The sequence below is a fragment of the Streptomyces sp. NPDC088116 genome (assembly GCF_044741745.1).
Lineage (GTDB): Bacteria > Actinomycetota > Actinomycetes > Streptomycetales > Streptomycetaceae > Streptomyces.
Map to the genome: position 1 here is coordinate 581,276 of NZ_JBIUTF010000002.1, position 25,612 is coordinate 606,887.

Consider the following 25,612-nt stretch of genomic DNA (forward strand, 5'->3'; position numbering starts at 1 on the left):
TTCGCCTCTCGGTCCTGTTCCTAGGCTCCCTCCTTCAGGACGTGCGAGATCAGGGCGCGCTGGGCCTCGGACAGCCGTGGATCCGAGCAGTGGAGCGTACGGCCGTCGACGGTGATCTCGTACGAGAAGCCGTCCCGCACCCCCGTCGGCCGGGGGCCCTGGCCGTCGGCCAGGGCCCTCTCTGCCAGCTCGTGCCACACAGGGGCATCGGGCAGGGCCGAGGTGTCGACCTCGGCCACGCGCTCGATGCCCGCGAAACCGCCGGTGCGCCGTACCTGGATGAGCATGGGTTCCTGTCTAGTCCGTGACGGCCTGCGGCGTAAGGGCCCCTTGGGTGAGAGCACCGCCTGTCCCACGTGTCATGCCGTCGGGACCCCGACCGTCGACCACGCCTTGGTCACGGCCTCCAGCTCCGTACCATCCCCGAACCGGGCCCGCGCCGCTTTGACCGTCAGCTTGGCGAAGTCCGCGAAGCTCGCGTCGATCGCCAGCTCACCGCCGGTCAGCACGTCGAACCAGATCTGCCCCGCCTTCTCCCAGGCCTTGCCCCCGAGCTGGATGGCGAGCAGGTAGAACGCGTGGTTGGGGATGCCCGAGTTGATGTGCACCCCGCCGTTGTCACGGCCCGTACGGACGAAGTCGTCCATGGTCGCCGGCTGCGGGTCCTTGCCGAGGACATCGTCGTCGTAGGCCGTGCCCGGCGCCTTCATGGAGCGCAGGGCGACCCCGGTGACGCCCGGGGCGAGCAGGCCCGCGCCGATCAGCCAGTCGGCCTGCTCGGCGGTCTGGTCGAGGGTGTACTGCTTGACCAGCGAGCCGAAGACGTCCGACACCGACTCGTTCAGCGCGCCCGGCTGCCCGTAGTAGCTGAGGTTGGCCGTGTACTGCGTGAGGCCGTGGGCCAGCTCATGGCCGATCACGTCGACCGGGAGCGTGAAGTCGAGGAAGATCTCCCCGTCCCCGTCCCCGAAGACCATCTGCTCGCCGTCCCAGAACGCGTTCCCGTACTTCTTGTCGTAGTGGACGCTCGCGATCAGCGGCAGCCCGGCGCCGTCGAGCGAATCGCGGCCGTACGCCGTCAGCAGCAGCTCGAAGGTGGCGCCGAGTCCGCTGTACGCGCGGTTGACGGTCGCGTCCTGGCCGGGATCCCCGCCCTCGTCGCGGACTTTCGTGCCCGGCAGGGCGGTGCGGTGCTCGCAGTCGTGAATGGTGCGGTGGGGCTTTCCGGTGGCCTTCTCCGCGCGCTCGCCGTCCGGGGCGGCGGCCGTCCGGGCCATGACCAGCTGACGGCGGGTACGCCGGGCGGCGTCCGCCTCCAAGGTGCGGCGGGCGGACTCGGACAGGGCCGGATTCTCGGCCTGCGCGAGCTTGTCGAGAACATGGGGCGGCACGATGGTGCAGAAAACGGAATTGATGGCGTCCATGGAGAAACGGTGGCAGTCCGTCATCACGCTGTCACTGAATGCGGCCGGAATTCCTGAAATGGAGTGATCTGTTGGCGTTCCGTGATTACCTCGCCGATTCCGCATGCTGATACGGATCCGCGTGGTCGGTGCGACTCGGTTACGCTGCTAGGCATCATGCGTTTCGGGCTGCTTCTCCTTAGCTGCCGCGGCGAGGGCCTGTAGTCGTAGGCCGACCCCCTCCCCGCGGAGTCTGGTGTTGCGGTAGTCCCGCCCCGTCGGCCGTCTCAGCGGAATACGAGGAGCCCCACGCAAATGTCTGATTCTCCTGTCGGTCGCCCCACCCCCATCACCAACGCGACCCACACCCAGAAGCCCTCCGGGATGCCGATCCACAAATACGGCCGCTACGAAGCCGTGGACATCGCGGACCGCACCTGGCCCGACAATCGGATCACCACCGCTCCCCGCTGGCTCTCCACCGATCTGCGCGACGGCAACCAGGCGCTGATCGACCCCATGTCGCCGGCCCGCAAGCGCGAGATGTTCGACCTGCTGGTGCGCATGGGCTACAAGGAGATCGAGGTCGGCTTCCCGGCCTCCGGCGAGACCGACTTCGCGTTCGTACGGTCGATCATCGAAGAGGGCGCGATCCCCGACGACGTGACGATCTCCGTCCTGACCCAGGCGCGCGAGGAGCTGATCGAGCGCACGATCGAGGCGCTGAAGGGCGCCAACCGCGCGACGGTCCACCTCTACAACGCCACCGCCCCCACCTTCCGGCGTGTCGTCTTCCGCGGCACGAAGGAGCAGGTCAAGCAGATCGCGGTGGACGGTACGCGGCTGGTGATGGAGTACGCGGAGAAGATCCTGGGCCCCGAGACCAGCTTCGGCTACCAGTACAGCCCGGAGATCTTCACCGACACCGAGCTGGACTTCGCCCTGGAGGTCTGCGAGGCCGTCATGGACGTCTGGCAGCCCGAGGCCGGCCGCGAGATCATCCTCAACCTGCCCGCCACCGTGGAGCGTTCGACGCCGTCCACGCACGCGGACCGGTTCGAGTGGATGTCCCGCAACCTGTCCCGCCGTGAGCACGTCTGCCTGTCCGTGCACCCGCACAACGACCGCGGTACGGCCGTCGCCGCCGCCGAGCTGGCGATCATGGCCGGTGCCGACCGTATCGAGGGCTGCCTGTTCGGACAGGGCGAGCGCACCGGCAATGTCGACCTGGTGACACTGGGCATGAACCTCTTCTCGCAGGGCGTCGACCCGCAGATCGACTTCTCGCAGATCGACGAGATCCGTCGTACGAGCGAGTACTGCAACCAGATGGAGATCCACCCGCGCCACCCCTACGCGGGCGATCTGGTCTATACCTCCTTCTCCGGCTCCCACCAGGACGCCATCAAGAAGGGCTTCGACGCGCGCGAGGCCGACGCCGCCGCGCAGGGCAAATCGGTCGACGAGACCGAGTGGGCCGTGCCGTATCTGCCGATCGACCCGAAGGACGTGGGCCGTTCGTACGAGGCGGTCATCCGGGTCAACTCGCAGTCCGGCAAGGGCGGTATCGCGTACGTCCTGAACAACGACCACAAACTGGACCTGCCGCGCCGGATGCAGATCGAGTTCTCCCGGATCATTCAGGCCAAGACCGACGCCGAGGGCGGCGAGGTCACGCCCGCCCAGATCTGGTCGGTCTTCCAGGACGAATACCTGCCCAACCCGGACAATTCCTGGGGCCGGGTGCAGCTGCGCTCCGGGCAGACCACGACGGACACGGACGGCAAGGACACGCTCACCGTCCAGGCCGTCGTGGACGGTGCGGAGACCGTACTGACCGGTACCGGCAACGGTCCGATCTCGGCCTTCTTCGAGGCCCTGGCCACGGTCGGGGTGGATGCCCGGCTGCTGGACTACCAGGAGCACACCATGAGCGAGGGCGCGAGCGCGCAGGCCGCTTCGTACATCGAGTGCGCGGTCGACGGAAAGGTGCTGTGGGGCATCGGAATCGACCCGAACACCACCCGCGCGTCACTCAAAGCGGTCATCTCCGCGGTGAACCGCGCGACCCGCTGACCTGATATTTCACGAACCCCGCTCACCGGACCCGGAGGGCGGGGTTCAGCCATGTCATGGCGAGCTCACGCCGTGGTGCTGACGGCACCCACGTGATGTGGCTAACATCACGTCAACGCGGCAATGTTGCCGGAGCGTTACGGAGGTGCGCGACGTGCTGCCAGCTCAAGGATCAAGCGGCCGAAAAGTGCGCGTCTGCGGCATTCATACGTCGTGGAACACCGTCGGCGACGGGGAGTTCTTCTGCCCCGACTGTGGCGGTGACCGCAACTACCGCCGCCGCACCGGCCGTCGGCGCTTCACCGTGCTCGGCGTCCCGCTGCTCTCGCGCGGCCTCGCCGGGCCCGTCGCCGAATGCGCGGCCTGCCACGCCCACTTCGGCATGGATGTCCTCGACCACCCGACCACGGTCCGCTTCTCGGCGATGCTGCGCGACGCGGTCCATACGGTCGCGCTCGCCGTCCTCGCGGCCGGTGGCATCTCTTCCCGTGCGGTCCGGGAGACCGCTGTCGACATCGTCCGGTCGGCGGGGTTCGAGGACTGCACGGAGGACCGGCTGACGGACCTGGTCGAGGCGCTGGCCGCCGACACCGGCAGGTTCATCGTCGAACCGGGCCCGTGCGGTGCGGCGCTCGCCATCGAGCTGCACGAGGCGCTGGAGCCACTGGCCCCGCATCTGGCCCCGGCGGGGCGGGAGTCGGTCCTGTTGCAGGGCGCCAGGATCGCCGTGGCCGACGGGCCGTACAGCCCGGCGGAGCGCGAGGTGCTCAGCATCGTCGGCGGCGCGCTGCGGCTCTGCTCGGACGACAGGGAGAGGCTGCTGCTGGCGGCGTCGGGCACGCCGTCCTGAGGCTGCCGCGGTCCCGCCCACGGCTTGGGCGTCCGGCGTCCCGCCCACGGGCGTACGCGTCCGGCGTCCCGCCCCCCGTGCGAGGGTGGGGCGGGACGCCGTGTGGGGGGTGGGGGAGAGGACGTCAGCTGTCGTCGCCGCTGTCGTTGTCGTCGTGGTCGACGTGCTGGTCGAGGACCTTGCCGCTGCCGGCGTCCACGGTCACGTCGTGGCTTTCGCGGTCCTTGCCGAGGACGTCTATCCCCCAGACCACCGAACCGCTGTCCCTGTCGTCCAGTTCGACCGAGGTGACGGTCCCGGGGACGGCCTGGAGGGCCTGGTGCGTGGCGCCGTCCCGGCCGACGCGGTCGGCCTTCACCAGTGCCCGGTCCTCGGCGGTGTCGTCGTCGTTGTCGATGTGCTGCCGCAGCACCTCGCCGTTTCCGGCGTCCACGGTCACGTCGTGGTTCTTGCCGTCCTCGCCGAGGACGTCGACCTCCCAGATCACCGAGCCGTCACGGTCCGCGTCGTCCAGGCCGGCCGAGGTGACCGTGCCCGGGACGGCCTTCAGCGCCGCGCTCGCCGCCTCGCTCTCACCGATCTTGGCGGCCTTCACCAGCGCGAGGTCCCTGGCCGTGTCGTCCAGTTCGCGGTTCTCCGTGATTCGCACCGACGAGCTCACGTCCCGGCCGCCGTCGTCGGACCCGTCCGCGAAGGCGGCGGTGGCGCCCACGGTGCCGAGCAGCGCGGCGGCCGCGACGGCGGCGGCGGTGACGCGGCGGCGGTTGCTGAACGTGCGCTTGATGGTGGCCTTCATGACGGCGATCCTCCAGATGGTTGCGGTCCTGCCAGGTGCTTTCGCCGGGGGCTCCGTGCGCCTTCCGACAACCGCAACACTGCCGAACCGAACCTGAAGCCCCGCTGAAGGAACCTGAAGGAACCTGAAAGGGGCGCGAAAGGGCTGTGCGATGAGGCCTGCGGCCATGCGGGACAATGAAGTCCATGAGTCTGTTCCGGGACGACGGCATCGTGCTGCGCACCCAGAAGCTCGGTGAGGCCGACCGCATCATCACGCTTCTGACCCGCGGCCATGGCCGTGTCCGCGCCGTCGCCCGCGGAGTGCGACGGACCAAGTCCAAGTTCGGGGCGCGGCTGGAACCGTTCTCGCATGTCGATGTGCAGTTCTTCGCGCGCGGCAGCGAACTCATCGGGCGCGGACTGCCGCTGTGCACCCAGAGCGAGACCATCGCTCCGTACGGTGGCGGCATCGTCGCCGACTACGCCCGCTACACCGCGGGCACCGCCATGCTGGAGACCGCCGAGCGCTTCACCGACCACGAGGGCGAGCCGGCCGTCCAGCAGTATCTGCTCCTCGTCGGCGGGCTGCGCACGCTCGCCCGCGGAGAGCACGCCCCCCATCTGATCCTGGACGCCTTTCTGTTGCGTTCCCTCGCCGTCAACGGCTACGCGCCGAGCTTCGACGACTGTGCCAAATGCGGACTCCACGGCCCCAACCGCTTCTTTTCGGTCGGGTCGGGCGGAGTGGTCTGCGGCGACTGCCGGGTGCCCGGCAGCGTCGTACCCTCGGCGGAGGCCGTCCAGCTGCTCAGCGCGCTGCTGACCGGCGACTGGGAGACCGCTGACGCGTGCGAGGCGCGGCACGTCAGGGAGGGCAGCGGGCTGGTGTCCGCCTATCTGCACTGGCATCTGGAGCGCGGGCTGCGCTCGCTCAGGTACGTAGAGAAGAATTAGGAGACAAGAGCGCATGGCACGACGCGGAATCCTGGGACGTTCCCGCCGCGAGTACAAGACCCCGGAACCGCACCCGTCCGGTGCCGTTCCGCCGAAGATCCCCGGCGAACTCGTGCCGAAGCATGTGGCATGCGTCATGGACGGGAACGGCCGCTGGGCCAAGGAGCGCGGGCTGCCGCGCACCGAGGGTCACAAGGTGGGCGAGGGCGTCGTCCTCGATGTGCTCAAGGGCTGCCTGGAGATGGGTGTCAAAAACCTCTCCCTGTACGCCTTCTCCACCGAGAACTGGAAGCGCACGCCCGACGAGGTGCGCTTCCTGATGAACTTCAACCGCGATGTCATCCGCCGCCGCCGCGACGAGATGGACGAGCTGGGAATCCGGATCCGCTGGGTCGGCCGGATGCCCAAGATGTGGAAGTCGGTCGTCCAGGAGCTCCAGGTCGCACAGGAGCAGACCAAGGACAACGACGCCATGACGCTCTACTTCTGCGTCAATTACGGTGGCCGCGCCGAGATCGCGGACGCGGCACAGGCGCTCGCGGCCGATGTGGCGTCCGGCAAGCTCGACCCGTCCAAGGTCAACGAGAAGACGTTCGCCAAGTACCTGTACTACCCGGACATGCCGGACGTGGACCTGTTCCTGCGCCCCAGCGGTGAGCAGCGCACGTCCAACTACCTGATCTGGCAGAGCAGTTACGCGGAGATGGTCTTCCAGGACGTGCTGTGGCCGGACTTCGACCGCCGTGATCTGTGGCGGGCCTGCCTGGAATACGCCTCCAGGGACCGGCGCTTCGGCGGGGCGCTGCCCAACGAGGGCGAGGCGGGGGAAGCAGAGGCTCAGCAGGCCTGAACGGTGTCGTCGGCGCCGGACGGGCTGAGCGTGAGCCCGTCCGGCGCCGAGGGGGCCTGTCCGGCGAAGATCGACCCGACAGGGCCTAGTTCTTCTCGGCTCTCGCCGCGCACGACTCGCACGTGCCGAAGATCTCCACCGTGTGCGCCACGTTCACATAGCCGTGCTGCGCGGCGATCGTCTCCGCCCACTGCTCCACCGCGGGTCCCTCGACCTCGACGGCCTTTCCGCAGACCCGGCACACCAGATGGTGATGGTGTTCGCCGGTCGAGCAGCGCCGGTAGACGGACTCGCCGTCGTTCGTCCGCAGGACGTCGACCTCACCCGCGTCGGCGAGAGTCTGCAGGGTGCGGTAGACCGTGGTCAGGCCCACCGAGTCACCCCGGTGCTTGAGCATGTCGTGGAGCTCCTGCGCGCTACGGAACTCGTCCACCTCGTCGAGCGCGGCCGCCACCGCGGCGCGCTGGCGGGTCGATCGGCCGCGCACGGGGGCCGCACTTGATCCACCACTGGGCGCAGTCGTCACAGGTGTCTCCTTGCCTTTGCCCGTGTCTCTCGGGCGTTGCCCGCTTCCAACGGGCCATTCTGCCAGCTCGGGGTCAGACCGGAACGTCGTCGGCGGGCCGCCGGGCGCCGGGCACCTCTCGTACGGCGGCTCCGCACGCGTCCCCCGCCGCATCCGCGTCCGGCTCCCGCGCCGCCCGCAACGCGCGGGCCCGGCGCCTGGCCAGGGGAGTGGCGAGGGCGGTGAGCAGCACGAAGACACCGATCGCGATCAGTACGATCGTCGCGCCGGGCGGCACGTCCTGGTAGTACGAGGTGACCGTCCCGGCCAGCGTCACGGCCGTACCGATCACCACGGCCAGCACGAAGGTCACCGCGAACGACCGGGTGATCTGCTGGGCCGCCGCCACCGGCACCACCATCAACGCGCTGACCAGCAGCAGTCCCACCACCCGCATGGCGACGGTGACCGTGACCGCCGCGGTGACCGCGATCAGCAGGTTCAGCGCGCGCACCGGCAGCCCGGTGACCCGGGCGAACTCCTCGTCCTGACTGACCGCGAACAGCTGCCGCCGCAGCCCCACCGTGACCAGCACCACGAACGCGGCGAGTACCGAGATCGCGGTCACATCCTCCGGCGAGACCGTCGACAGAGAACCGAAGAGGTACGAACTGAGGTTGGCGTTCGAGCCGTTCGGCGCGAGATTGATCAGCAGGACACCGCCCGCCATGCCGCCGTAGAAGAGCATCGCCAGCGCGATGTCACCGCGCGTACGGCCGTAGGCGCGGATCAGTTCCATCGTGATGGCGCCGGCGACCGAGACCAGGGTCGCGATCCACACGGGGCTGACCGAGAGCAGAAAGCCCAGGCCCACCCCGGTCATCGCGACATGGCCGATGCCGTCGCCCATCAGCGCCTGGCGGCGCTGGACGAGGTAGATGCCGACGGCGGGGGCGGTGACGCCGACCAGTACGGCCGCGATCAGCGCGCGCTGCATAAAGGCGGTCTGGAGGATTTCCATGGTCAGGTCAGCAGTCCTGTACGGAGCGGCTCGCCGGCCGCGTGGGGGTGGACGTGGTCGTGGCCGGGCAGGGCGTGCTGGCCGACGGCCCGGGTCGGCGGCCCGTCGTGGGTCACACAGCCGTCGCGCAGCACCACCGCGCGGTCGATCAGCGGTTCCAGCGGGCCCAGTTCATGGAGGACGAGCAGAACGGTCGTACCGGCCGCGACCTGTTCGCGCAGGGTCGCCGCCAGGATCTCCTGGCTGGCCAGGTCGACGCCCGCCATCGGCTCGTCCATGATCAGCAGTTCGGGCTCGGAGGCGAGCGCCCTGGCGATCAGTACCCGCTGGTGCTGGCCGCCGGAGAGGGCGCCCACGGAGTCCTTGGCGCGGTCCGTGAGCCCCACCAGGTCGATGGCCCGCTCGACGGCCGCACGGTCGGCCTTGGAGGGCGGGAGCAGCCTGCCGCGGGACAGCCGGCCGGAGGAGACGACCTCGCGGACGGTCGCGGGCACTCCGCTCGCGGCGGTCGTGCGCTGCGGTACGTAACCGACGCGCGCCCAGTCCCGGAAGCGGCGCAGCGGGGTCGAGAACAGTGATATCTCGCCATGTGTGAGGGGTATCTGCCCGATCACGGAGCGTACGGCGGTGGACTTGCCCGAGCCGTTGGCGCCGAGCAGGGCGACGACCTCGCCGGGGTGCACGGTGAGATCGATGCCGCGCAGTACGGGGCGCGAACCGAGGGTCGCGGTGGCCCCACGCATGGAGATGACGGGGGCGGAGCCCTCCGGCCGCGCGGCGGCGGTCTCCGTCGTGGCTGCGGCTTCCGGGGCGCTCCCGGCCCGCGCGGAGCGCTCGGCGTGCTCAGCCGCTCGCGGACCGCTGTCCGCCGAGTCCCCGCTCTCCACCGTCGCCATGTCGGGCGCCTCCGATACTGCTGCCGGCTGGTTCATTTCGCGCCAAGTGCTTTCTGGAGCGCGGTGAGGTTGGACCGCATGACCTGTAGGTAGTCATCGCCCTTGGACTTGTCCGTGATTCCCTCCAGCGGGTCCAGGACATCGGTCTTGAGTCCGGAGTCCCCCGCGAGGGTCTTGGCGGTCTTGTCGCTGGCGAGTGTCTCGAAGAATACGGTGCTGACCTTGTCGCGCTTCGCGATGGTCTCCAGTTCCTTGACCCGGGCGGGGCTGGGCTCCGCCTCGGGGTCGATACCGGCGATGGCCTCCTGCTCCAGACCGTAACGCTCGGCGAGGTAGCCGAACGCGGCGTGGGTGGTGATGAAGGTCTTGGTGCCGGTGTCGGCGAGGCCCTGCCGGAACTCGCTGTTCAGGGCGTCGAGCTTCTTGACCAGCGCCGCGGTGTTCTTCTTGTACGTGGCGGCGTGGTCCGGATCGGCCTGCGACAGGGAGGCGCCGACGCCCTTGGCGACCTCGGCGTACTTCACCGGGTCGAGCCAGATGTGCGGGTCGGCGCCGTTCAGGCCGCTGGCCTCGTCCCCGCCCTCGGCCTCGTGGCCGTGCTCGCCGCCCTCGTGCGCGTGGCCGACCTCGGTGCCGTGCTTCTCCAGTTTGGTGAGGGAGGCCGCGTCGACGGTGTTCTCCACGCCGGACTGGGCGATGGCCTTGTCCACGGAGGGCTGGATGCCCTTGAGGTAGACGATGACGTCCGCTTCACCGAGCTGCGCGGTCTGCCGCGGCTTGAGTTCCAGGTCGTGCGGTTCGACGCCCGGCTTGGTCAGGGTGGAGACGTCGACATGGTCGCCGCCGATCTGCTGGGCCAGGTACTGCATGGGGTAGAACGACGCGGTCACCGCGAGCTTGCCGTCGCTCCCCGCGCCTCCGGAGGCGTCGGAGGAGGAGCAGGCGGACAGCGCCACCAGGCCGAGAGCGACCGCTCCGGCGATGGTGGCGGTGGGTATCAGACGTCGTACGTTCATGACACTCATTTTCAACAAAAGTGGAAACGGTTGTCAACAAGAGCCAGGGAGGTCTCTTACCCCGCACCGATTTGATCCAAGGGGTGCGGCCGCCGCTAATCTGAAGCATTCGCCGTTCGTCGTCGTCGTAATGAAGAGAGCAACGTGGCCGCCGACAAGATCGACAGCATCGTCAACCTGAGCAAGCGCCGTGGCTTCGTCTACCCGTGCAGTGAGATCTACGGCGGTCAGCGGGCCGCCTGGGACTACGGGCCGCTCGGAGTCGAGCTGAAGGAAAACCTCAAGCGTCAGTGGTGGCGTTACATGGTCACCTCGCGCGAGGACGTTGTCGGTCTCGACTCGTCGGTGATCCTGGCCACGGAGGTCTGGGAGGCGTCCGGCCATGTCGCGACCTTCACCGACCCGCTCACCGAGTGCACCTCCTGCCACAAGCGGTTCCGCGCGGACCACCTGGAGGAGGCGTACGAGGCGAAGCACGGCAAGGCCCCCGCGAACGGCCTCGCCGAGCTGAACTGCCCCAACTGCGGTAACAAGGGCACCTTCACCGAGCCCAAGCAGTTCTCCGGGCTGCTCTCCACGCACCTCGGTCCGACCCAGGACTCCGGGTCCGTCGCCTACCTGCGCCCCGAGACCGCGCAGGGCATTTTCACCAACTTCGCCCAGGTGCAGCAGACGTCGCGCAAGAAGCCGCCGTTCGGCATCGCGCAGATGGGCAAGTCCTTCCGGAACGAGATCACTCCGGGCAACTTCATCTTCCGCACCCGCGAGTTCGAGCAGATGGAGATGGAGTTCTTCGTCAAGCCGGGCGAGGACGAGCAGTGGCAGGAATACTGGATGGAGCAGCGCTGGAACTGGTACCGCGACCTGGGTCTCCGTGAGGAGAACATGCGCTGGTACGACCACCCGGCCGAGAAGCTCTCGCACTACTCGAAGCGCACCGCCGACATCGAGTACCGCTTCCAGTTCGGCGGCAGCGAGTGGGGCGAGCTGGAAGGTGTGGCCAACCGCACCGACTACGACCTCTCCGCGCACTCCAAGGCGTCCGGCCACGACCTGTCGTACTTCGACCAGGAGGCCGGCGAGCGCTGGACCCCTTACGTCATCGAGCCGGCCGCCGGTGTCGGCCGCGCGATGCTGGCCTTCCTTCTCGACGCCTACGTCGAGGACGAGGCGCCCAACGCCAAGGGCGTCATGGAGAAGCGCACCGTGATGCGTCTCGACCCGCGCCTCGCGCCGGTCAAGGTCGCGGTCCTGCCGCTCTCCCGCAACCCGCAGCTCTCGCCGAAGGCCAAGGGCCTCGCCACCGACCTGCGGCGCAACTGGAACATCGAGTTCGACGACGCCGGTGCCATCGGCCGCCGCTACCGCCGCCAGGACGAGATCGGCACCCCGTTCTGCATCACTGTCGACTTCGACACCCTCGACGACAACGCGGTGACCGTGCGTGAGCGCGACACGATGAAGCAGGAGCGGGTCTCGCTGGACCAGATCCAGAGCTACCTGGGTGGCCGGCTGATCGGCTGCTGACACATTACGTTCGTGGGTCGAAGCCCTCGGTTCCGCACCGGAACCGGGGGCTTCGACGCACACTGTGCGCAGACGCCAACAGGAGGAACGGATGCCGTCCACGACCACCAGCAAGGTCAACCGGTGGGATCAGCACGGCCGTGAGCATGTCGTACGTGTCCAGAAGGCGGGTGTGCAGCGGTCGTTGGTCTGCGACACCTGCGGCTGGCGCAAGAACGCGCAGTTCCTGCCGTGGCTCAAGGCCGAGGAACATCTCACCGAAGCGCATCAGGCGACGGTGAACCCCGGCGGCTGAGGAGGCCGGAAGGGCTGAGGCGGTTGAGGCGGCTCAAAGGCTGAAGGGGCTGACGCGGTACGGCTCGGAGAGCCGTCGGCCGTACCTCCTCACGCCCGTCTCAGGCGCGGAGGCCGCGCACCAGCAGATCGGACACGGCGGTGAACTCGGCGTCGATCGTGGGCTTCTGCCAGTCCCCGGCGTACGCCGGGTCGTGAAAGCGCGCGGTGGCGGCGAACACCGCCCCGGCTGCGCTAGCCGGGTCCTGAGCCACGAACTCGCCCGCCCGCACGCCCTCTTCGACGATCCGCGTGAGCTGCCCCGTCAGCTCCGCCAGATGGGCCTCGACCGCACTGCTGTTCTCCCCGGTGAGCACGGAGAACGTGGCGAACAGCTCGGGATCGTCACCCGCCTTGTGCCGCTTGGTGTCGAACAGCGCCAGCAGCCATTCGTGCAGCTTCTCCGGCCCGGGTCCGGTCCCCTCGTCGGTGATCCGCTCCAGGATGATCTCCGTACGCCGCAGCCAGCGTGTGGTGACCGCCTCGCGCAGCGCCGCCTTCGTACGGAAGTGCCGGTAGACCGTGCCGTGGCTGACGCCCAGCACCCGCGCCACATCGACGACCGTGGCCTTCGCCGGTCCGTAGCGGCGCAGCACCTCCTCGGTGGCTTCGAGGATGCGCTCGGCGGTCAGGGTCTCGGCGGCCATGGGATGTCCGGCCTTTCGTGGTGCGTGCGAGGGGACACGGCAGACGACACTACCCGTCAGGTCTGGCGGGCCCACGGTCGAGCCGTGGCGGCGGGTATCCGCTCCCCGTGACTCCCGGCCACGGTCAGTGCTCGCTGTCCAGGTGGGCCATCTGGGCGGCCGGGTAGCGGTCTCCGACGGCCGCGTCGGCCGGTACGGCCCGCTCGATGCTGGCCAGGTCGTCGGCGTCCAGCGTGATGTCGAGGGCGCCGAGGGCCTCGGTCAGCCGGTCGCGGCGGCGGGCCCCGATCAGCGGCACGATGTCGTCGCCCCGGGACAGCATCCAGGCGACGGCCAGCTGCGCGACCGTGACGCCCTTGCGCTCGGCGATCTCGCGCAGGGCATCGACCAGCCCGAGATTGTGCTGGAGGTTCTCTCCCTGGAAACGGGGGCTCGCCGCGCGGAAGTCGCCCGGCGCCAACTCGCGGTCGCGGGCGAAGTGGCCGCTGATCAGCCCGCGTCCGAGCACGCCGTACGCGGTGATGCCGATGCCCAGTTCGCGGAGCGTCGGCAGGATCTCTGCCTCGATCCCGCGCGAGATCAGGGAGTACTCGATCTGGAGGTCCGCGATCGGGGCGACGGCTGCCGCCCGGCGGATGGTCGCGGCCCCGACCTCGGAGAGACCGATGTGGCGCACATGGCCGGCCTGGACCAGCTCGGCGATGGCGCCGACGGTCTCCTCGATCGGGACGTCGGGGTCGACCCGGGCGATCCGGTAGATGTCGATGTGGTCGGTGCCGAGGCGCTGGAGGGAGTACGTGGCGAAGTTCTTCACGGAGGCGGGACGGCCGTCGTTGCCGTGCCACCCGTTGTCCGGGTCGCGCAGGGCGCCGAACTTGACGCTGGTGAGGGCCCGTTCGCGAAGGTCCGAGGGTGCCTTGCCCAGCGCTTCGTTGATCAGCAGCTCGTTGTGCCCCATTCCGTAGAAGTCACCGGTGTCGAGCAGGGTGACGCCCGCTTCGAGGGCGGCGTGGATGGTGGCGACGGATTCGGCCCGGTCGGAGTCTCCGTACATCCCGGACATGCTCATGCAGCCGAGGCCCAACGCGGAGACCTGGGGGCCGGTGGTGCCGAGGGGGCGGGTGGGGAGAGCGGGGATGGGGGTCATGCGGGATTCCTCCGGTGCGTTCTCGGTGCGGTTCTCGGTGCGGTTTTCGATGCGTTGTCGGTGCGTGTGCGACGTCGGTCAGGGGCCGGACCCGGACCGACGTCTGAGCCTCATGCAACAACCATGACATGACCGATGACAGATTTCAATATCTGTCATCGAATACATGGCGGCGCCGGAAAAATGCGTAACGCCCCGCCCCCGCCCGGTGGTAGCGTCACGGGCATGTTCTTCCAGATCTACGAGTGAGAGCGCGGCGGCGACGACCCGCCCCCCACCGACGAATCCGAAGATCACTTCTCATCACATCGGGAGAACCCCGTGGCAAAGAGCCGCAACAACCTTCTCGGCGTGGGTGGACAGCGCAAGAAGCTGTCCCGCGCCGACCGGCAAGGAAACCCCACCGCCCGCGAGGCCGACCGCAAGGTCGCCACCGACCAGAAGCAGGAACTGCTGCGCAAGATGCGTGAGCGCGCGGCCGGGCAGGGCCGACAGGACAGCGCGACCGAGGCAACCGACACGGCCGGCGACAACGGCGCGGCCCAGGCGTCGGACGGGGCCGCGACGCAGAGCTGACGTAGCGCCAACTCCCCGTAGAAACATGCGACACGGGCCCGGATCACCGACGTGATCCGGGCCCATCTCATGGTCTGCCACCCGGCAGGGAGATCCTCGGGCGGCCGGTTGTGACGCACCGTCAGGTGACCGAACGCGGCAGTCGAAGACTGAGCAGCGCCGTCAGGACGACCGTGGCCAACTGCGCGAGCAGCGTGACGGTCAGCGCGTCCCGCATCCCCGCCGAGGCCTCCAGAGCCAGGAAGAGCGAGCCCAGCGTCGCCACTCCCAGCGCCAGCGCGGACTGCTGGGTCGTCACCATCACGCCGCCGCCCACCCCGGCCCGTTCGGCCGGTATGTCGGAGAGCACGATCCGGAAGAAGACGGGCAGTTGGAGCCCTTGGCCGAGACCGGCCAGGGCCACTCCCGGCAGCAGGTCGAGCATGCCGACCGACGGCCAGTCACGCCATACGGTGAGCGCCAGCAGCACGACACCGACGGCCTGCACCACCGCGCCGGCCGTCACGACGAGGCTGCCGTGGCGCCGTACGAGGCGAGGCCCCGCCAGTGACGCGGCGAAGAACGCCACGGCCATCGGCACCAACGCGAATCCGGCCGCCACCGGGCCCATGCGCAGGCCCTGTTGGAGCGCGACCGCGATCACGAACATGAAGCCGCCGAAGCCGATCGAGAACGGCACCACCAGCGCGAGTCCGCGCCGCAGCGAAACCAGCGCGAACAGACTCGGCGGTACGAGCGGGGTCCGGCCCTGCCGGTCGGCCCGCCGTTCCACCCGGAGGAAGGCGTGCGCCGCGACGGGGAAGGCCGCGAGCGAGACCCAGGTCCACACCGGCCAGCCGGCCGCCCGGCCCTCCGTGAGCGGCGCCAGCAGCGTGATCAGCGCGACGCCCAGCAGCAGCGTCCCCGGTACGTCGATGGGTGCGGGCCGCTCGGAGCGGGTCTCGGGCACCGAACGGAACGCCAGGAACAGACCCACCAGCGCGACCGGCACATTCACCAGGAAGATCGCCCGCCAGCCGCTCCCGGCGATGTCGGCGGAGACCAGTACACCGCCCAGGATCTGGCCCGCCACCATCGACAGCCCGGCCGTGGCGCCGTACAGACTCAGCGCCTTCGCGCGGCGCGGTCCGGCCGTCGCGGCCTGGATGGTGGCCAGCACCTGCGGCAGCATCAGCGCGGCGGCGGCCCCTTGTGCGACCCGCGCCCCGACGAGCGTCCAGGCGGTCGGCGCGAGGCCGCAGGCGAGCGAAGTGAGTCCGAATGCCGCCATGCCGACCAGGAAGAGCCGGCGCCGCCCGAACATGTCCCCGAGCCGCCCGCCGAGGACGAGCAGTACGGCGTACGAGAGCCCGTACCCGGCGACGACCAGTTCCAGCAGCGCCGGCCCGGCGGCCAGGTCGTGGTCGATGGTCGGCAGGGCGACATTGACGATGAAGAAGTCGATCAGGGGCAGTGCCGCCCCGAGCAGCACGGTGAACAGGCCGAGCGTGCCGAGGGCGGCCCCGTGGTCATGGACGACGGGCGAGCCGCCGCCGGAGGCGCCGGTCCCGTCGGGGCCGGTCCTGCCGGTGGCCCCGGCAGCGGTGGAAGACGTCGTGGACGTCGATGCTGTACTCACGGCGTCCACGGTCGTCCATCACTGAGCCTGGTACCAGAGTGTCCTTATCCTGGTACACGGACTACCCGGCAATGGCCTGCGCCCCCGAGGTGCCACCGATCGCGCTGTTCCGTACACTCGCGATTACGTCGAGTGACCATCGGGTGCTCAAGTGACGTGTTGACGTGGGAGTGCGGATGAAAGCAAGCAAGGGCGACCGTCTGGTGATGCACGGCAGGGTCGTGGGCAAGCAGGACCGGGTCGTGGAAGTCGTGGAGGTACTGGGACCGAACGGTACGCCGCCCTTCCGGGTGCGGGCCGAGGACGGCCACGAGTCGATCGTCTCGCCCGGCCCCGACACGGCGGTGGAGACGCGTCGTAAGCACTGACGCCGGCGGTCACGGATGCACCCTCCGATATCGCGCGCCCACAGGGACGCCGTCGACCAGACGGCAGGGCCGATGTGGAAGTCGTGGCCGATGTCGGAGGGAGTGCTCGGGTGTCCCGTGGAGTTGGCATGCAGATCGGACACGCCGACCTCGACGTAACGGCATGTCAGGCGGACGCCGTCGAAGTGGTCCCGGGTCTCGCTGCCCCTCGCTGCTCGCGCCTCCTTCGGCCGGAGGACCTAGGGCCTCTCGTTTGGATCTTGCCGGGCTCGCGTGCCCCGGCACCGCGCCTCGCCGCGTTGTCGTCACTCCACGACGCTCCGCGTCGCCTCACTCCTCCGCCTTGCGATCCACGGCACCAGACCCCGCTCCCTGATCCGGCCTGATCCAAACGAAAGACCCTAACCGCCACAGGGGGCGCTCGTCTTCAAGTCCTCCAGATAGCGGTCGTATTCGGCACTCGGAAGCGGGTCCGGGACGAGATCACAGAGGGCTGAGCGCCACGCGGCGACGCCGACGGCATGGCGGGCGAAAGTTCCGTCCGGGGTGAGCGAGAGAACTTTTCCGCCCGGCCCGGCCAGCAGCCGTGTGGTATCGCGGTCACCGCTGCTCCAGGACGGGACGTTCCAACTGCCGAGGGCATCCCCGGAGGCCGGGTCCCAGAACTGGATCCCTGACTCCGAGCTGCTGGAGGTGCGCTGAACCAGGAGCCGCACATCCTTGCTGAACACCACATCGTTGCCGCCGTACTGCAGTCCGCCCGAACTCTTGGCGATCCGGCCGGTGTCCACGTCCACGACCGAGATGACCTGGTCCTTGTCGATGACGACAGCCTTCTCCCCACCGTGGCTGACATTGATGGAATCGGCGTCCACATTCAACGTGCTCTTGCGTACCTGCTTCAGGCGACTGTCCTCGGTCCAGCGCCACATGATCGCTTCGCCGGCGACGAGAGCGGCCAGCGTGCTTCCGTCCCCGCTGATGTCCGCGCTGTCCGCGAAGGTGTCGAACTCGCCCAGGTCCTGGCGGGTTTCCCAGGTTCGGGTGTCGAGCAGGAGCAGGCGGCCGTTGACTGCCACGACGAGATGCATGGTGTCCGGCATGAAGAGAAGGGTGCGGCGGTTGCGGTCGCCGGAGTCCTGCTCGGCGAAGGTCTTGCCGGGGCCCACCTGGCTGCCGGTACGCGGATTCCAGAGTGTCAAATCCCCGTCCTGGACGAGCGCGACGCGGGTGCCGTCTGCATTCGCGGCGACCACCGGCTCCTCCGTGCTGACACTTCGGGGGATGCGCCCGAGCCGCAGCATCCCGGAGGGGCCGTCCGTGACTCTCCACAGGCTTGTGCTGTTCTTGGCACGTCGCAGTGCGATCCGCCCCGGTGGGATCAGTTCGTCGGGCTTCACCCGGTCCTTGTTCGGCAGGCTCTCGCGACTCTGCTCCTTCGACGTGGAGAAGAGGGACACAGCCCCGTTCTCGGTGCCCGCGGCCACCCACTTCCCGTCGCTGGACGCGGCGATGCTGAGAATGGGCCAGCTGAAGGATCCAAGGGTGCGGCGGCGGTGCAGTACGGGGTCGTACAGGGTGACAGCCTGGCCGTCCGCCATCGCGATCCCGTCGCGTTCGTCGGACGTCAGGGCGAGGGCGAACGTTCCGGTCGAGCTGGCGGCCAGGACAGGTTCATCGATCTCGCCCAGGACGCGTTGTCCTTTCAGCAAGTCCCACAGCTCGGCCTTGTCGCTCCCCTTCGGCGTTCCCACGTAGGCGCGGTCACCGTCCGGGGAGAGCGCGACGTAGCGGTCCTGAGCCGGGCGGGCGGGGAGTTCTCGTGGTGCGCTCCAGGTGCGCGTGGCAGGGGTGTAGGTCCGTGTGGTGCTCGGTGAGACACTCAACGTGACAAGGCGGTCGGAGCTGTCGAAGGCGAGAGTGAGGTCGTCCGACTCGGCCGGCCCCTGGTGAACCGGGTCCCCTGTCGCCGTGTCCCAGACACCGAGGTGCTGCCGGTCCATCGCCGCGGTGTAGTAGGTCGCGGCCAGCCACTTCCCGTCCCTGGACAGAGCGAAGCCTTTCAGCCTCTGGTTGGCCCGGGAAAGCTTCTTGCCGTCACCGGTGTCGATCGTCCGCAACAGCTTTGAGCGAGCCACGTCCCACAACTCGATCTTGTTGTAGGCCGCCTCCACCACCAGCAGAGATCCGTCCCCGCTGAACTGGAGCACGCCACCGTTCTGCGGCCCGTTCGTGGGCAGATTCGGCCGGGACCGACCGGACCGCACGTCATACACGTGCACCTCACCGAAGTCCACGTAATAGGCGAAAGTGCCGCCATCAGGGCTGATCGCCACCCGGCAGGCGGGCACCGTACCCGCACCGCGGAAGTCCGCCACCGCGTCCGTGCCGGCTTCGAAGTGCCGTGACACGCCTTCGTTGGCGGTCATCGCGCGGGCCAGAGCTTCGGTTGACTCCCCGGTCGGCTGGACCTGTTCCGCGTACAGCGCGAACTGGGCGGCCTTGCGCGGATCGGAGGCGGCGACCTCAAGAGCACGGGCGGCCAGGGCCTGGGAAGCGGACGTACGTGCGCGAGCCAGGGCTTCTCCCCGCTGCTGCCAGGCGACGACGCCGGCGACCAGGGAGGTCACCAGGAGTACGGAAAGGGCCGCTACGGCGCTACGGAGCACACGGGTGGCCAAGCGGTGCTGGCGGAGGTCCTCACTCTCCAGCGCGTCCTTGTCCATGCCGTGAAGCGGGGCGGCGAGAGCGGCCACGGCGTCGCGGAACTCGGCGTCACGTAAGGAGAATTTCCCGGACCTGCGAATGTCGGTGAGGTTCACCCAGAGGGGTTCCCGGCTGAATTTGCTTCGGAGCGCGTCCTGCGGCAATGCGGTCGTCCTGGACCAGTCGAAGTCGCCGGAGTCCGCGTCCCACGCGATCGAGCCGGAGCTGATCGCGATGAGGAAGTGGTCCATCGGACGGTTCGCGACCCAGTAGCCGATTTCTTCGCGGACCCAGCGTGATGCCGCGGCCTCGGGGGAGGCCAAGTAGATGAAGTAACGGGACCGGGCCAGTTCCCTCTTGATGGATCCGCCGAGATCGCTGTTGGCCGAGAGACTGGTGGTGTCCCGGAACACGCTGATCATCTGACGGCGCGTCCAGGGGCGGGCGAGCCGCTGCAGCCCGCGCTGGAGCCCCTGGGCCAGTTCTACGTCACGCTTGTGGCTGTACGAGATAAAAGCGTCGCGTACGTGCTCCATGGCTGCCCCCAGCTCGCCCGACCTCTTGTGCGATCTTGTGTAACTCGTAGGGTCGCATGACGAGTTCGTCACACGGGAGAGGCTCAGCGCCCCGGCCGCCACCGACACCGTCCGGTGCGGCAGCGCTCCCTCACATCCCGCCCCTGCTGCTGCGCCTGTTCCTCTCCTTCACCCGCGCGCTCAGCTCTTCGGCGGACGGCGCGCCCGGCGTCTTGTAGTCCGGGCACTTCCGGCTCCCGCACTGGCACGGCGGCCACTTGAGCGCGGACCCTGGGGCGAGGTCCGCGCCGTCCGCGTCGAGGCCGGACTTCGGTACGACGAGGGCGCCGTCCGAGCCGAAGGTGGCGATGAGCAGGGACAGGCGCTTGCGCACCTCGCTCCCGGTCATGCGGCCAGCCGCCTGAGCCCGCGCTCCACGCGCTCCACCAACTCCCGCGTGGGCACGGCGAACTGGACGGGCACCCACTCGGGCGCCAAGCGCCAGAAGCCGTCGGCGGCCACCAGTGATGCCAGGGCGGCCAGCTCTTCCGGGTCGTAGGTCCGCGTATCGGTGGCTTGTTCACGCATCGGGGATGTACCTTCCGTCATCGAGTACTCGCTGTCTGTGTTCAAGCTTCGGTCGTCGCGAGTACGGGCAACAGGTACCGGCCCATGACAGGGCGCTTGGCATGAGGAGGAGCACCGATGACGGTGGAGACCGACGCGCCTGATCCGACCACCTCGCTTCTGGCCTTCTTCGGCAGCGAGTTGAGGCGCATTCGTACGGAGCGCGGTGTCTCCCAGGAGGAGGCGGCCTCGCGGGCGCACACGACGCAGTCGCTGATCAGCAAGGTGGAGGCGGCGAGGCGGGTGCCGTCGGAGGACTTGGCCCGGGATCTCGACACGGCGTTCCGTACCGACGGCCACTTCAAGCGGCTCTATCCGCTGGTGATCAAGTACGCGTACCCGTCGTGGTTCCTGCCGTTCGTCGAACTTGAGCGGGAAGCCGTCGTCATGCGGGTCTTCGAGAGCCAGATCATCCCGGGGCTGTTACAGACAGAGGACTACGCCCGCGCGATGCTCAGCGCCGTCCGGCCGGACAATCTTGACGATCTCGTCGCGGCCCGCATGTCCCGGCACGAGGTGTTCGAGCGGGACGTCCCGCCCCGGACGTGGTTCGTCATGGACGAGAACGCGCTGCGGCGCCTGATCGGTGGACCCGAGGTGATGCGTGTTCAGCTGGAGCATCTCATCGAACAGGGACGCGACCCGCGTTGTGTGATCCAGGTCGTGCCGTGCACGGTCCCCGCCCATGCGGGTCTGGCCGGGCCGTTCACGGTCCTGGGCTTCGATGAGGGGGCCGATGTGCTTTACGTCGACGGCTTCTCCCAGGGGCGAACTGCCCTGGATGCGAACGAGGTCGCCGCAGCCTCGCACGCCTATGATTTGTTGAGGGCAGTGGCTCTGTCGCCCGAAGAGTCCGCCGACCTCATCGGCGCGCACCTGGGAGGACTGGAACGATGACGTGTGCCAACACCCTGACTGCCGTATGGCGGAGCAGCAGCTACAGCACCAACGGTGGGAACTGCGTCGAGATAGCCGACGGCCTCACCGGCGTCGTCCCCGTCCGTGACTCCAAGGCCCCCCACGGCCCGCACCTCACCTTCCCGCACGACGCCTTCGCCTCCTTCGTGCGGGCCCTGCGACGTGGCGGCCTCGACGTCTCCTGAGCCGCGCCGGGAGAGCTTCCCGTACGGGAATTCCCGCCACACGGGAATTCCCGTACACGGTCGCTGACGACGGGCGCCCCAGGGGAGCAGTTGTTCGTTTTTATGCTCGTGCGGCACGCTGGAAGTCATGAGTACGACTGTGACCTCGCCCGCGAGCCTGCGCGAGCGGGAGACCGACATCCGGCGGCATGAACTGGCCGCCTTCCTGCGTAGTCGGCGCGAGCGCATCACGCCCGAGCAGGTCGGGCTTGCGCGGGGTGCCCGGCGGCGTACTCCCGGGCTGCGGCGTGAGGAGGTCGCTCAGCTGTCGGCCGTCGGGGTCACCTGGTACACGTGGCTCGAGCAGGCTCGTTCCATCCAGGTCTCCGCCCAGGTGCTCGACGCCCTCGCCCGTGCGCTGCTGCTCGACCGCAGTGAGCGCGCCCATCTGTTCGCGCTCGCGGCGGCCACCGATCCCGCGCCCGGCACGCCGTGCCCCACCATCACTCCGGCGCTGCGGGCGATGCTGGAGCGGCTGGAGCCGTTCCCGGCCTGCGTGCAGAACTCGCGGTACGACATCCTCGCGTACAACCGGACGTACGGGCTGCTCATGTGCGACCTGGACGCGATACCGCCCGAGGACCGCAACTGCATGTGGCTGGCGTTCACCAACGACGAGTGGCGGGCCGCGCTCGCCAACCGGCAGGAGACGATCCGGACCATGGCGGGCAAGTTCCGCTCCGCCATGGCCGAGCACCTCGCCGAGCCGGCCTGGAAGACGCTGCTCGGGCGGCTGCGGGCGGCCTCGCCCGAGTTCTGCGAGATCTGGGAGCGGCACGAGGTGGTCGCGCCCGTCGGGGACCGGACCAAGCGTTTCGTCAACGCCCATGTGGGCGGGCTCAGCCTGGAGCACACCAACCTCTGGCTCGGGCCCTCCTCCGGCCCCCGGCTGGTCAGTTACGTTCCCGTGGACGAGGAGTCCCGGCTCCGCCTCGACCGGCTTCACGCGTTGGCGCGGACATCAGCACAGGCACCGGCTCGCCCGTCCGCTCAGGCCTTGGAGTCGGTGCCCGTCACCGCCTGAGCCGTAGACGGCTCCTCCAGACGCCGCGCCGTCCGGAGCGCCGTCCGCCGGGCCCAGTCGCCGCTGGTCAGCGCGCCCACCAGCAGGACACAGACACCGCAGGCCGTGATGATCCACCAGGCCGGGCGGCTCGCGTCCGTGAATCCGGCCCGGTACGGGGCCGAGCCCGCCGCGGCCGTGACCCCGCCCGCCAGCACCGCGCCGATCACGGCGACGCCCAGCGTCTGGCCGATCTGGCGGCTGGTGGAGGCGACGGCCGCCGCGACGCCCGCCTGGGAGCGGGGCATGCCGGAGACGGCGGTGTTGGTGATCGGCGCGTTCACCATGCCGAAGCCGACGCCGAACAGCACATAGCCGGTGAACATCAGCGCGGTGGTCGCCTCCGCGTCGAAGGCCGCGAACAGCACTCCGCTCACCGTCATCGCGGTTCCGGCGATCAGCAGGGAGAGGCGGGGCCCGCGGTTGCCGACCAGCCGGCCCGACAGCGGGGCGCAGACGAAGGTCATGGCCGCCATCGGGAGCATGTAGAGCCCGGCGCTCAGCGCGGACAGCCCCCGTACGTCCTGGAGGTAGAGCGTGTTGACGAAGAGGAATCCGCCGAGCGCGGCGAAGGCGGACACGGCGATGACCGTCGCCCCGCTGAAGGGCGCGCTGTGGAAGAACCGCAGGTCGATCAGTGGCTCGGCGCGCCTCGGTTCGTACAGCAGCAGGCCGGTCAGGGAGAGGACGGCGACGGCGGCGAAGGAGATGATCAGCGGGGAGGTCAGGCCGGCCGAGGGCGCCTCGATGATCGCGTAGGTCAGCGCGCCGAGGACACCGATGACCAGCAACTGCCCGACGGGGTCGGGGCGGCGGGGCTTCGGGGCGCGGGACTCGGGGACGTACCGCCAGGTCAGTACGAGGGCGGCCAGCCCGATCGGGAGGTTGAGCCAGAAGATCGACCGCCAGCCGACCGAGTCCACCAGCAGCCCGCCGACCAGCGGCCCCGCCGCCATCGAGATGCCGACGACGCCGCCCCAGACCCCGATGGCGCGGGCGCGCTCGCGCGGGGCGGTGAAGGTGTTGGTGATGATCGACATCGCGACGGGGTTGAGCATCGAGCCGCCGACGGCCTGCACCATGCGGAAGGCGACCAGTGATTCGAGGTTCGGCGCGAGCGAGCAGAGCGCCGAGCCGAGCGTGAAGATGACGAGCCCGGCCTTGAAGACCCGTCGTCGGCCGATCCGGTCGGCCGTCGAGCCCGCGAGCATCAGCAGCGAGGCGAGGACGAGGGTGTACGCGTCGATCGTCCATTGCAGCCCGGAGACCGAGGCGTGCAGTTCCTTCTGCATGGAGGGCAGGGCGACGTTGAGGACGGTGTTGTCCAGACTGACGATCAGAAGACTCATGCAGCAGATCGCCAGAACCAGCATTTTCCGTCGGTGGCTGAGCTCGGACATTCATTGATAGTACGACTAACTAATGAACCCTGTCGTGCGCGACAATGGGCGGATGACCGCTCCACTCGCCACGCTCGCCAGCCCCGATGCCTCTCAGACCGCCGCGACGTCCGCACCGGTGACCGCAGCGGCGGCCCCGCTCGCGATCGGCCCGTACGAGGTCCGGCCGCCCGTGGTGCTCGCACCCATGGCCGGGATCACCAACGCGCCCTTCCGTACGCTGTGCCGGGAATTCAGCGGTGGCAAGGGCCTCTTCGTCAGCGAGATGATCACCACGAGGGCGCTGGTCGAGCGCAACGAGAAGACCATGCAGCTGATCCACTTCGACGCGACCGAGACGCCGCGCTCGATCCAGCTGTACGGAGTGGACCCGGTCACCGTCGGCAAGGCCGTCCGGATGATCGTGGACGAGGGGCTGGCCGACCACATCGATCTCAACTTCGGCTGCCCGGTGCCCAAGGTGACCCGCAGGGGCGGCGGCTCGGCGCTCCCGTACAAGCGGCCGCTGCTGCGGGCGATCCTGTGCGAGGCCGTCTCCAACGCCGGGGACCTGCCCGTCACGATGAAGATGCGCAAGGGCATCGACGACGACCACATCACCTATCTGGACGCCGGGCGGATCGCGGTCGAGGAGGGCGTGACGGCGATCGCGCTGCATGGCAGGACCGCGTCCCAGCACTACGGCGGCACGGCCGACTGGGACGCCATCGCACGGCTCAAGGAGCACGTCCCGGAGATCCCGGTGCTCGGCAACGGCGACATCTGGTCGGCGGACGACGCGCTGCGGATGGTGCGCGAGACCGGCTGCGACGGTGTGGTCGTGGGGCGCGGCTGCCTGGGGCGGCCGTGGCTCTTCGGGGACCTGGTCGCGGCCTTCGAAGGTACGGGGGCGCCCGCGCGGCCCACGCTGCGCGAGGTCGCCGGGGTCATGCGGCGCCATGCCCAGTTGCTGGGGGAGTGGATCGGGGACGAGGCCCGTGGGGTGATCGACTTCCGTAAGCACGTGGCCTGGTACCTGAAGGGCTTCTCGGTCGGCTCGCAGCTGCGCAAGCAGCTGGCGATCACCTCGTCCCTCGCCGAACTCGACGAGCTGATGGCCGGGCTCGATCTGGACCAGCCGTGGCCGGAGGGCGCGGACGGGCCGCGCGGGCGTACGTCGGGGAACAACCGGGTTGTCCTGCCGGACGGCTGGCTCAAGGACCCGTACGACTGCGCGGGCATCGGTGCCGACGCCGAGCTGGACACCTCGGGCGGGTGAGCGCACGCGCAGTCCTGGTCCAGATTCTGGAATCGAGGGGTGCACGCGGCCATTCGAGGGCGTGATTCTCGCCACGTTTGATCGATCGTCAACTCAGATGAGCGGAGCATGCCTGGCTGTACCTCCAGAAGGGGTGGCACGCAGTGCCACCCCTTCTGTGTTCAAGTCTTAAACGCGGACGTCGATGTCTCCGCTCGTCTGAGCGAACTTGGTCATGTGCGAGTCATGCCCGCTTCGAGGAGTGAAGGAGTCGCGAACCGCCGCCTCTCCAGGGGCCACTTTCGATCTGGTGGCGGACGGGTGGTTAAGGCCGTATGACGGTCAAGTGGACGTACCC

Annotated in this window: 26 protein-coding genes; 12 read left to right on the forward strand and 14 right to left on the reverse strand. The window is 69.0% G+C overall.

Going from position 1 to position 25,612, the window contains the following annotated elements:
- Window positions 1-20: 20 nt before the first annotated feature.
- Entirely contained in the window at window positions 21-287 is a 267-nt protein-coding gene (locus tag ACIOJD_RS08870) for a protealysin inhibitor emfourin (RefSeq protein ID WP_401910014.1), read from the reverse strand.
- Between the two features lie 72 nt (window positions 288-359).
- Complete coding sequence (locus tag ACIOJD_RS08875) at window positions 360-1,424, reverse strand: M4 family metallopeptidase (RefSeq protein ID WP_401910017.1); 1,065 nt, start codon at window positions 1,422-1,424, stop codon at window positions 360-362.
- Window positions 1,425-1,718: 294 nt separating this feature from the next.
- Here ACIOJD_RS08875 and leuA point away from each other — a divergent pair, with 294 nt between their 5' ends.
- On the forward strand, window positions 1,719-3,479 hold the full coding sequence (gene leuA / locus ACIOJD_RS08880) for a 2-isopropylmalate synthase (protein ID WP_401910020.1): 1,761 nt from the start codon (window positions 1,719-1,721) through the stop codon (window positions 3,477-3,479).
- A 154-nt stretch (window positions 3,480-3,633) separates the two neighbouring features.
- Complete coding sequence (locus ACIOJD_RS08885) at window positions 3,634-4,329, forward strand: TerB family tellurite resistance protein (protein ID WP_401910023.1); 696 nt, start codon at window positions 3,634-3,636, stop codon at window positions 4,327-4,329.
- A gap of 124 nt (window positions 4,330-4,453) precedes the next feature.
- Here the strand turns inward: ACIOJD_RS08885 and ACIOJD_RS08890 are convergent, their stop codons facing one another.
- Entirely contained in the window at window positions 4,454-5,125 is a 672-nt protein-coding gene (locus ACIOJD_RS08890) for a PepSY domain-containing protein (RefSeq protein ID WP_401910025.1), read from the reverse strand.
- A 185-nt stretch (window positions 5,126-5,310) separates the two neighbouring features.
- Between ACIOJD_RS08890 and recO the strand changes: the two genes are divergently transcribed.
- Together recO and ACIOJD_RS08900 are read left to right on the forward strand one after the other, a co-directional pair.
- On the forward strand, window positions 5,311-6,060 hold the full coding sequence (recO, locus tag ACIOJD_RS08895) for a DNA repair protein RecO (RefSeq protein ID WP_401880928.1): 750 nt from the start codon (window positions 5,311-5,313) through the stop codon (window positions 6,058-6,060).
- A 13-nt stretch (window positions 6,061-6,073) separates the two neighbouring features.
- Window positions 6,074-6,910: an isoprenyl transferase gene (locus ACIOJD_RS08900; RefSeq protein WP_401910028.1), complete on the forward strand. Its 837-nt coding sequence runs from the start codon at window positions 6,074-6,076 to the stop codon at window positions 6,908-6,910.
- A gap of 85 nt (window positions 6,911-6,995) precedes the next feature.
- Here ACIOJD_RS08900 and ACIOJD_RS08905 read toward each other — a convergent pair whose 3' ends face one another.
- The 4 genes from ACIOJD_RS08905 to ACIOJD_RS08920 all read right to left on the reverse strand — a co-directional run bounded on the left by ACIOJD_RS08905 (window position 6,996) and on the right by ACIOJD_RS08920 (window position 10,348).
- Window positions 6,996-7,436, reverse strand: coding sequence for a Fur family transcriptional regulator (locus ACIOJD_RS08905; protein WP_401910031.1), 441 nt, complete (start codon window positions 7,434-7,436; stop codon window positions 6,996-6,998).
- A 73-nt stretch (window positions 7,437-7,509) separates the two neighbouring features.
- Complete coding sequence (locus ACIOJD_RS08910; RefSeq protein WP_401910033.1) at window positions 7,510-8,436, reverse strand: metal ABC transporter permease; 927 nt, start codon at window positions 8,434-8,436, stop codon at window positions 7,510-7,512.
- 2 nt (window positions 8,437-8,438) lie between these two features.
- The gene (locus ACIOJD_RS08915; RefSeq protein WP_401911649.1) at window positions 8,439-9,179 is read right to left on the reverse strand and encodes a metal ABC transporter ATP-binding protein; all 741 of its coding nucleotides are present in this window, start codon (window positions 9,177-9,179) and stop codon (window positions 8,439-8,441) included.
- A 185-nt stretch (window positions 9,180-9,364) separates the two neighbouring features.
- Window positions 9,365-10,348 (reverse strand): metal ABC transporter solute-binding protein, Zn/Mn family, encoded by a 984-nt coding sequence (locus ACIOJD_RS08920; RefSeq protein ID WP_401910036.1) that lies wholly within the window; start codon window positions 10,346-10,348, stop codon window positions 9,365-9,367.
- Between the two features lie 144 nt (window positions 10,349-10,492).
- Here ACIOJD_RS08920 and ACIOJD_RS08925 point away from each other — a divergent pair, with 144 nt between their 5' ends.
- Window positions 10,493-11,875, forward strand: coding sequence for a glycine--tRNA ligase (locus tag ACIOJD_RS08925; RefSeq protein ID WP_401910039.1), 1,383 nt, complete (start codon window positions 10,493-10,495; stop codon window positions 11,873-11,875).
- 91 nt (window positions 11,876-11,966) lie between these two features.
- Window positions 11,967-12,170 (forward strand): hypothetical protein, encoded by a 204-nt coding sequence (locus tag ACIOJD_RS08930; RefSeq protein ID WP_401910042.1) that lies wholly within the window; start codon window positions 11,967-11,969, stop codon window positions 12,168-12,170.
- A gap of 100 nt (window positions 12,171-12,270) precedes the next feature.
- Here ACIOJD_RS08930 and ACIOJD_RS08935 read toward each other — a convergent pair whose 3' ends face one another.
- Both ACIOJD_RS08935 and ACIOJD_RS08940 read right to left on the reverse strand, forming a co-directional pair.
- Window positions 12,271-12,855 carry a TetR/AcrR family transcriptional regulator gene (locus ACIOJD_RS08935; protein WP_401910044.1) on the reverse strand — a complete coding sequence of 195 codons (585 nt, stop codon included), beginning with the start codon at window positions 12,853-12,855 and terminating at the stop codon, window positions 12,271-12,273.
- Window positions 12,856-12,979: 124 nt separating this feature from the next.
- Window positions 12,980-14,002 carry an aldo/keto reductase gene (locus tag ACIOJD_RS08940; protein ID WP_401910046.1) on the reverse strand — a complete coding sequence of 341 codons (1,023 nt, stop codon included), beginning with the start codon at window positions 14,000-14,002 and terminating at the stop codon, window positions 12,980-12,982.
- 321 nt (window positions 14,003-14,323) lie between these two features.
- On the opposite strand from ACIOJD_RS08940, the gene ACIOJD_RS08945 reads away from it, so the two are divergent.
- Complete coding sequence (locus ACIOJD_RS08945; RefSeq protein WP_401910049.1) at window positions 14,324-14,578, forward strand: DUF6243 family protein; 255 nt, start codon at window positions 14,324-14,326, stop codon at window positions 14,576-14,578.
- A gap of 121 nt (window positions 14,579-14,699) precedes the next feature.
- Here the strand turns inward: ACIOJD_RS08945 and ACIOJD_RS08950 are convergent, their stop codons facing one another.
- Window positions 14,700-16,049: an MFS transporter gene (locus tag ACIOJD_RS08950; RefSeq protein WP_401911651.1), complete on the reverse strand. Its 1,350-nt coding sequence runs from the start codon at window positions 16,047-16,049 to the stop codon at window positions 14,700-14,702.
- 323 nt (window positions 16,050-16,372) lie between these two features.
- Here ACIOJD_RS08950 and ACIOJD_RS08955 point away from each other — a divergent pair, with 323 nt between their 5' ends.
- Window positions 16,373-16,564, forward strand: a complete 192-nt coding sequence (locus ACIOJD_RS08955) for a DUF1918 domain-containing protein (RefSeq protein WP_401910051.1) — start codon at window positions 16,373-16,375, stop codon at window positions 16,562-16,564.
- A 401-nt stretch (window positions 16,565-16,965) separates the two neighbouring features.
- Here the strand turns inward: ACIOJD_RS08955 and ACIOJD_RS08960 are convergent, their stop codons facing one another.
- The 3 genes from ACIOJD_RS08960 to ACIOJD_RS08970 all read right to left on the reverse strand — a co-directional run bounded on the left by ACIOJD_RS08960 (window position 16,966) and on the right by ACIOJD_RS08970 (window position 20,373).
- Entirely contained in the window at window positions 16,966-19,806 is a 2,841-nt protein-coding gene (locus tag ACIOJD_RS08960; RefSeq protein WP_401910054.1) for a TIR domain-containing protein, read from the reverse strand.
- A 130-nt stretch (window positions 19,807-19,936) separates the two neighbouring features.
- Window positions 19,937-20,194: a hypothetical protein gene (locus ACIOJD_RS08965; protein ID WP_401910057.1), complete on the reverse strand. Its 258-nt coding sequence runs from the start codon at window positions 20,192-20,194 to the stop codon at window positions 19,937-19,939.
- Window positions 20,191-20,373: a hypothetical protein gene (locus ACIOJD_RS08970; RefSeq protein WP_401910059.1), complete on the reverse strand. Its 183-nt coding sequence runs from the start codon at window positions 20,371-20,373 to the stop codon at window positions 20,191-20,193. Before ACIOJD_RS08970 ends, ACIOJD_RS08965 begins: the two co-directional genes overlap by 4 nt.
- A 117-nt stretch (window positions 20,374-20,490) precedes the next feature.
- On the opposite strand from ACIOJD_RS08970, the gene ACIOJD_RS08975 reads away from it, so the two are divergent.
- From ACIOJD_RS08975 to ACIOJD_RS08985, 3 genes are all read left to right on the forward strand, one after another.
- A complete protein-coding gene (locus ACIOJD_RS08975; RefSeq protein ID WP_401910061.1) occupies window positions 20,491-21,309 on the forward strand; it encodes a Scr1 family TA system antitoxin-like transcriptional regulator in 819 nt (272 codons plus the stop codon).
- Window positions 21,306-21,515 (forward strand): DUF397 domain-containing protein, encoded by a 210-nt coding sequence (locus ACIOJD_RS08980; protein ID WP_401910064.1) that lies wholly within the window; start codon window positions 21,306-21,308, stop codon window positions 21,513-21,515. Before ACIOJD_RS08975 ends, ACIOJD_RS08980 begins: the two co-directional genes overlap by 4 nt.
- 127 nt (window positions 21,516-21,642) lie before the next feature.
- Window positions 21,643-22,578, forward strand: coding sequence for a helix-turn-helix transcriptional regulator (locus ACIOJD_RS08985; protein WP_401910066.1), 936 nt, complete (start codon window positions 21,643-21,645; stop codon window positions 22,576-22,578).
- Here ACIOJD_RS08985 and ACIOJD_RS08990 read toward each other — a convergent pair.
- The gene (locus tag ACIOJD_RS08990) at window positions 22,545-24,017 is read right to left on the reverse strand and encodes an MFS transporter (protein WP_401910068.1); all 1,473 of its coding nucleotides are present in this window, start codon (window positions 24,015-24,017) and stop codon (window positions 22,545-22,547) included. The two genes, ACIOJD_RS08985 and ACIOJD_RS08990, sit on opposite strands and share 34 nt — an antisense overlap.
- A gap of 52 nt (window positions 24,018-24,069) precedes the next feature.
- Between ACIOJD_RS08990 and dusB the strand changes: the two genes are divergently transcribed.
- Complete coding sequence (gene dusB / locus ACIOJD_RS08995; RefSeq protein ID WP_401910071.1) at window positions 24,070-25,275, forward strand: tRNA dihydrouridine synthase DusB; 1,206 nt, start codon at window positions 24,070-24,072, stop codon at window positions 25,273-25,275.
- Window positions 25,276-25,612: the final 337 nt, after the last annotated feature.

What these genes read in the sequence shown, in the direction of transcription:
- ACIOJD_RS08870 (WP_401910014.1), bottom strand. Translation starts at nt 287, where the DNA reads ATGCTCATCCAGGTACGGCGCACCGGCGGTTTCGCGGGCATCGAGCGC.
- ACIOJD_RS08875 (WP_401910017.1), bottom strand. Translation starts at nt 1,424, where the DNA reads ATGGACGCCATCAATTCCGTTTTCTGCACCATCGTGCCGCCCCATGTT.
- leuA (WP_401910020.1), top strand. Translation starts at nt 1,719, where the DNA reads ATGTCTGATTCTCCTGTCGGTCGCCCCACCCCCATCACCAACGCGACC.
- ACIOJD_RS08890 (WP_401910025.1), bottom strand. Translation starts at nt 5,125, where the DNA reads ATGAAGGCCACCATCAAGCGCACGTTCAGCAACCGCCGCCGCGTCACC.
- recO (WP_401880928.1), top strand. Translation starts at nt 5,311, where the DNA reads ATGAGTCTGTTCCGGGACGACGGCATCGTGCTGCGCACCCAGAAGCTC.
- ACIOJD_RS08900 (WP_401910028.1), top strand. Translation starts at nt 6,074, where the DNA reads ATGGCACGACGCGGAATCCTGGGACGTTCCCGCCGCGAGTACAAGACC.
- ACIOJD_RS08910 (WP_401910033.1), bottom strand. Translation starts at nt 8,436, where the DNA reads ATGGAAATCCTCCAGACCGCCTTTATGCAGCGCGCGCTGATCGCGGCC.
- ACIOJD_RS08915 (WP_401911649.1), bottom strand. Translation starts at nt 9,179, where the DNA reads ATGCGTGGGGCCACCGCGACCCTCGGTTCGCGCCCCGTACTGCGCGGC.
- ACIOJD_RS08920 (WP_401910036.1), bottom strand. Translation starts at nt 10,348, where the DNA reads ATGAACGTACGACGTCTGATACCCACCGCCACCATCGCCGGAGCGGTC.
- ACIOJD_RS08930 (WP_401910042.1), top strand. Translation starts at nt 11,967, where the DNA reads ATGCCGTCCACGACCACCAGCAAGGTCAACCGGTGGGATCAGCACGGC.
- ACIOJD_RS08935 (WP_401910044.1), bottom strand. Translation starts at nt 12,855, where the DNA reads ATGGCCGCCGAGACCCTGACCGCCGAGCGCATCCTCGAAGCCACCGAG.
- ACIOJD_RS08940 (WP_401910046.1), bottom strand. Translation starts at nt 14,002, where the DNA reads ATGACCCCCATCCCCGCTCTCCCCACCCGCCCCCTCGGCACCACCGGC.
- ACIOJD_RS08955 (WP_401910051.1), top strand. Translation starts at nt 16,373, where the DNA reads ATGAAAGCAAGCAAGGGCGACCGTCTGGTGATGCACGGCAGGGTCGTG.
- ACIOJD_RS08960 (WP_401910054.1), bottom strand. Translation starts at nt 19,806, where the DNA reads ATGGAGCACGTACGCGACGCTTTTATCTCGTACAGCCACAAGCGTGAC.
- ACIOJD_RS08965 (WP_401910057.1), bottom strand. Translation starts at nt 20,194, where the DNA reads ATGACCGGGAGCGAGGTGCGCAAGCGCCTGTCCCTGCTCATCGCCACC.
- ACIOJD_RS08970 (WP_401910059.1), bottom strand. Translation starts at nt 20,373, where the DNA reads ATGCGTGAACAAGCCACCGATACGCGGACCTACGACCCGGAAGAGCTG.
- ACIOJD_RS08975 (WP_401910061.1), top strand. Translation starts at nt 20,491, where the DNA reads ATGACGGTGGAGACCGACGCGCCTGATCCGACCACCTCGCTTCTGGCC.
- ACIOJD_RS08980 (WP_401910064.1), top strand. Translation starts at nt 21,306, where the DNA reads ATGACGTGTGCCAACACCCTGACTGCCGTATGGCGGAGCAGCAGCTAC.
- ACIOJD_RS08985 (WP_401910066.1), top strand. Translation starts at nt 21,643, where the DNA reads ATGAGTACGACTGTGACCTCGCCCGCGAGCCTGCGCGAGCGGGAGACC.
- ACIOJD_RS08990 (WP_401910068.1), bottom strand. Translation starts at nt 24,017, where the DNA reads ATGTCCGAGCTCAGCCACCGACGGAAAATGCTGGTTCTGGCGATCTGC.
- dusB (WP_401910071.1), top strand. Translation starts at nt 24,070, where the DNA reads ATGACCGCTCCACTCGCCACGCTCGCCAGCCCCGATGCCTCTCAGACC.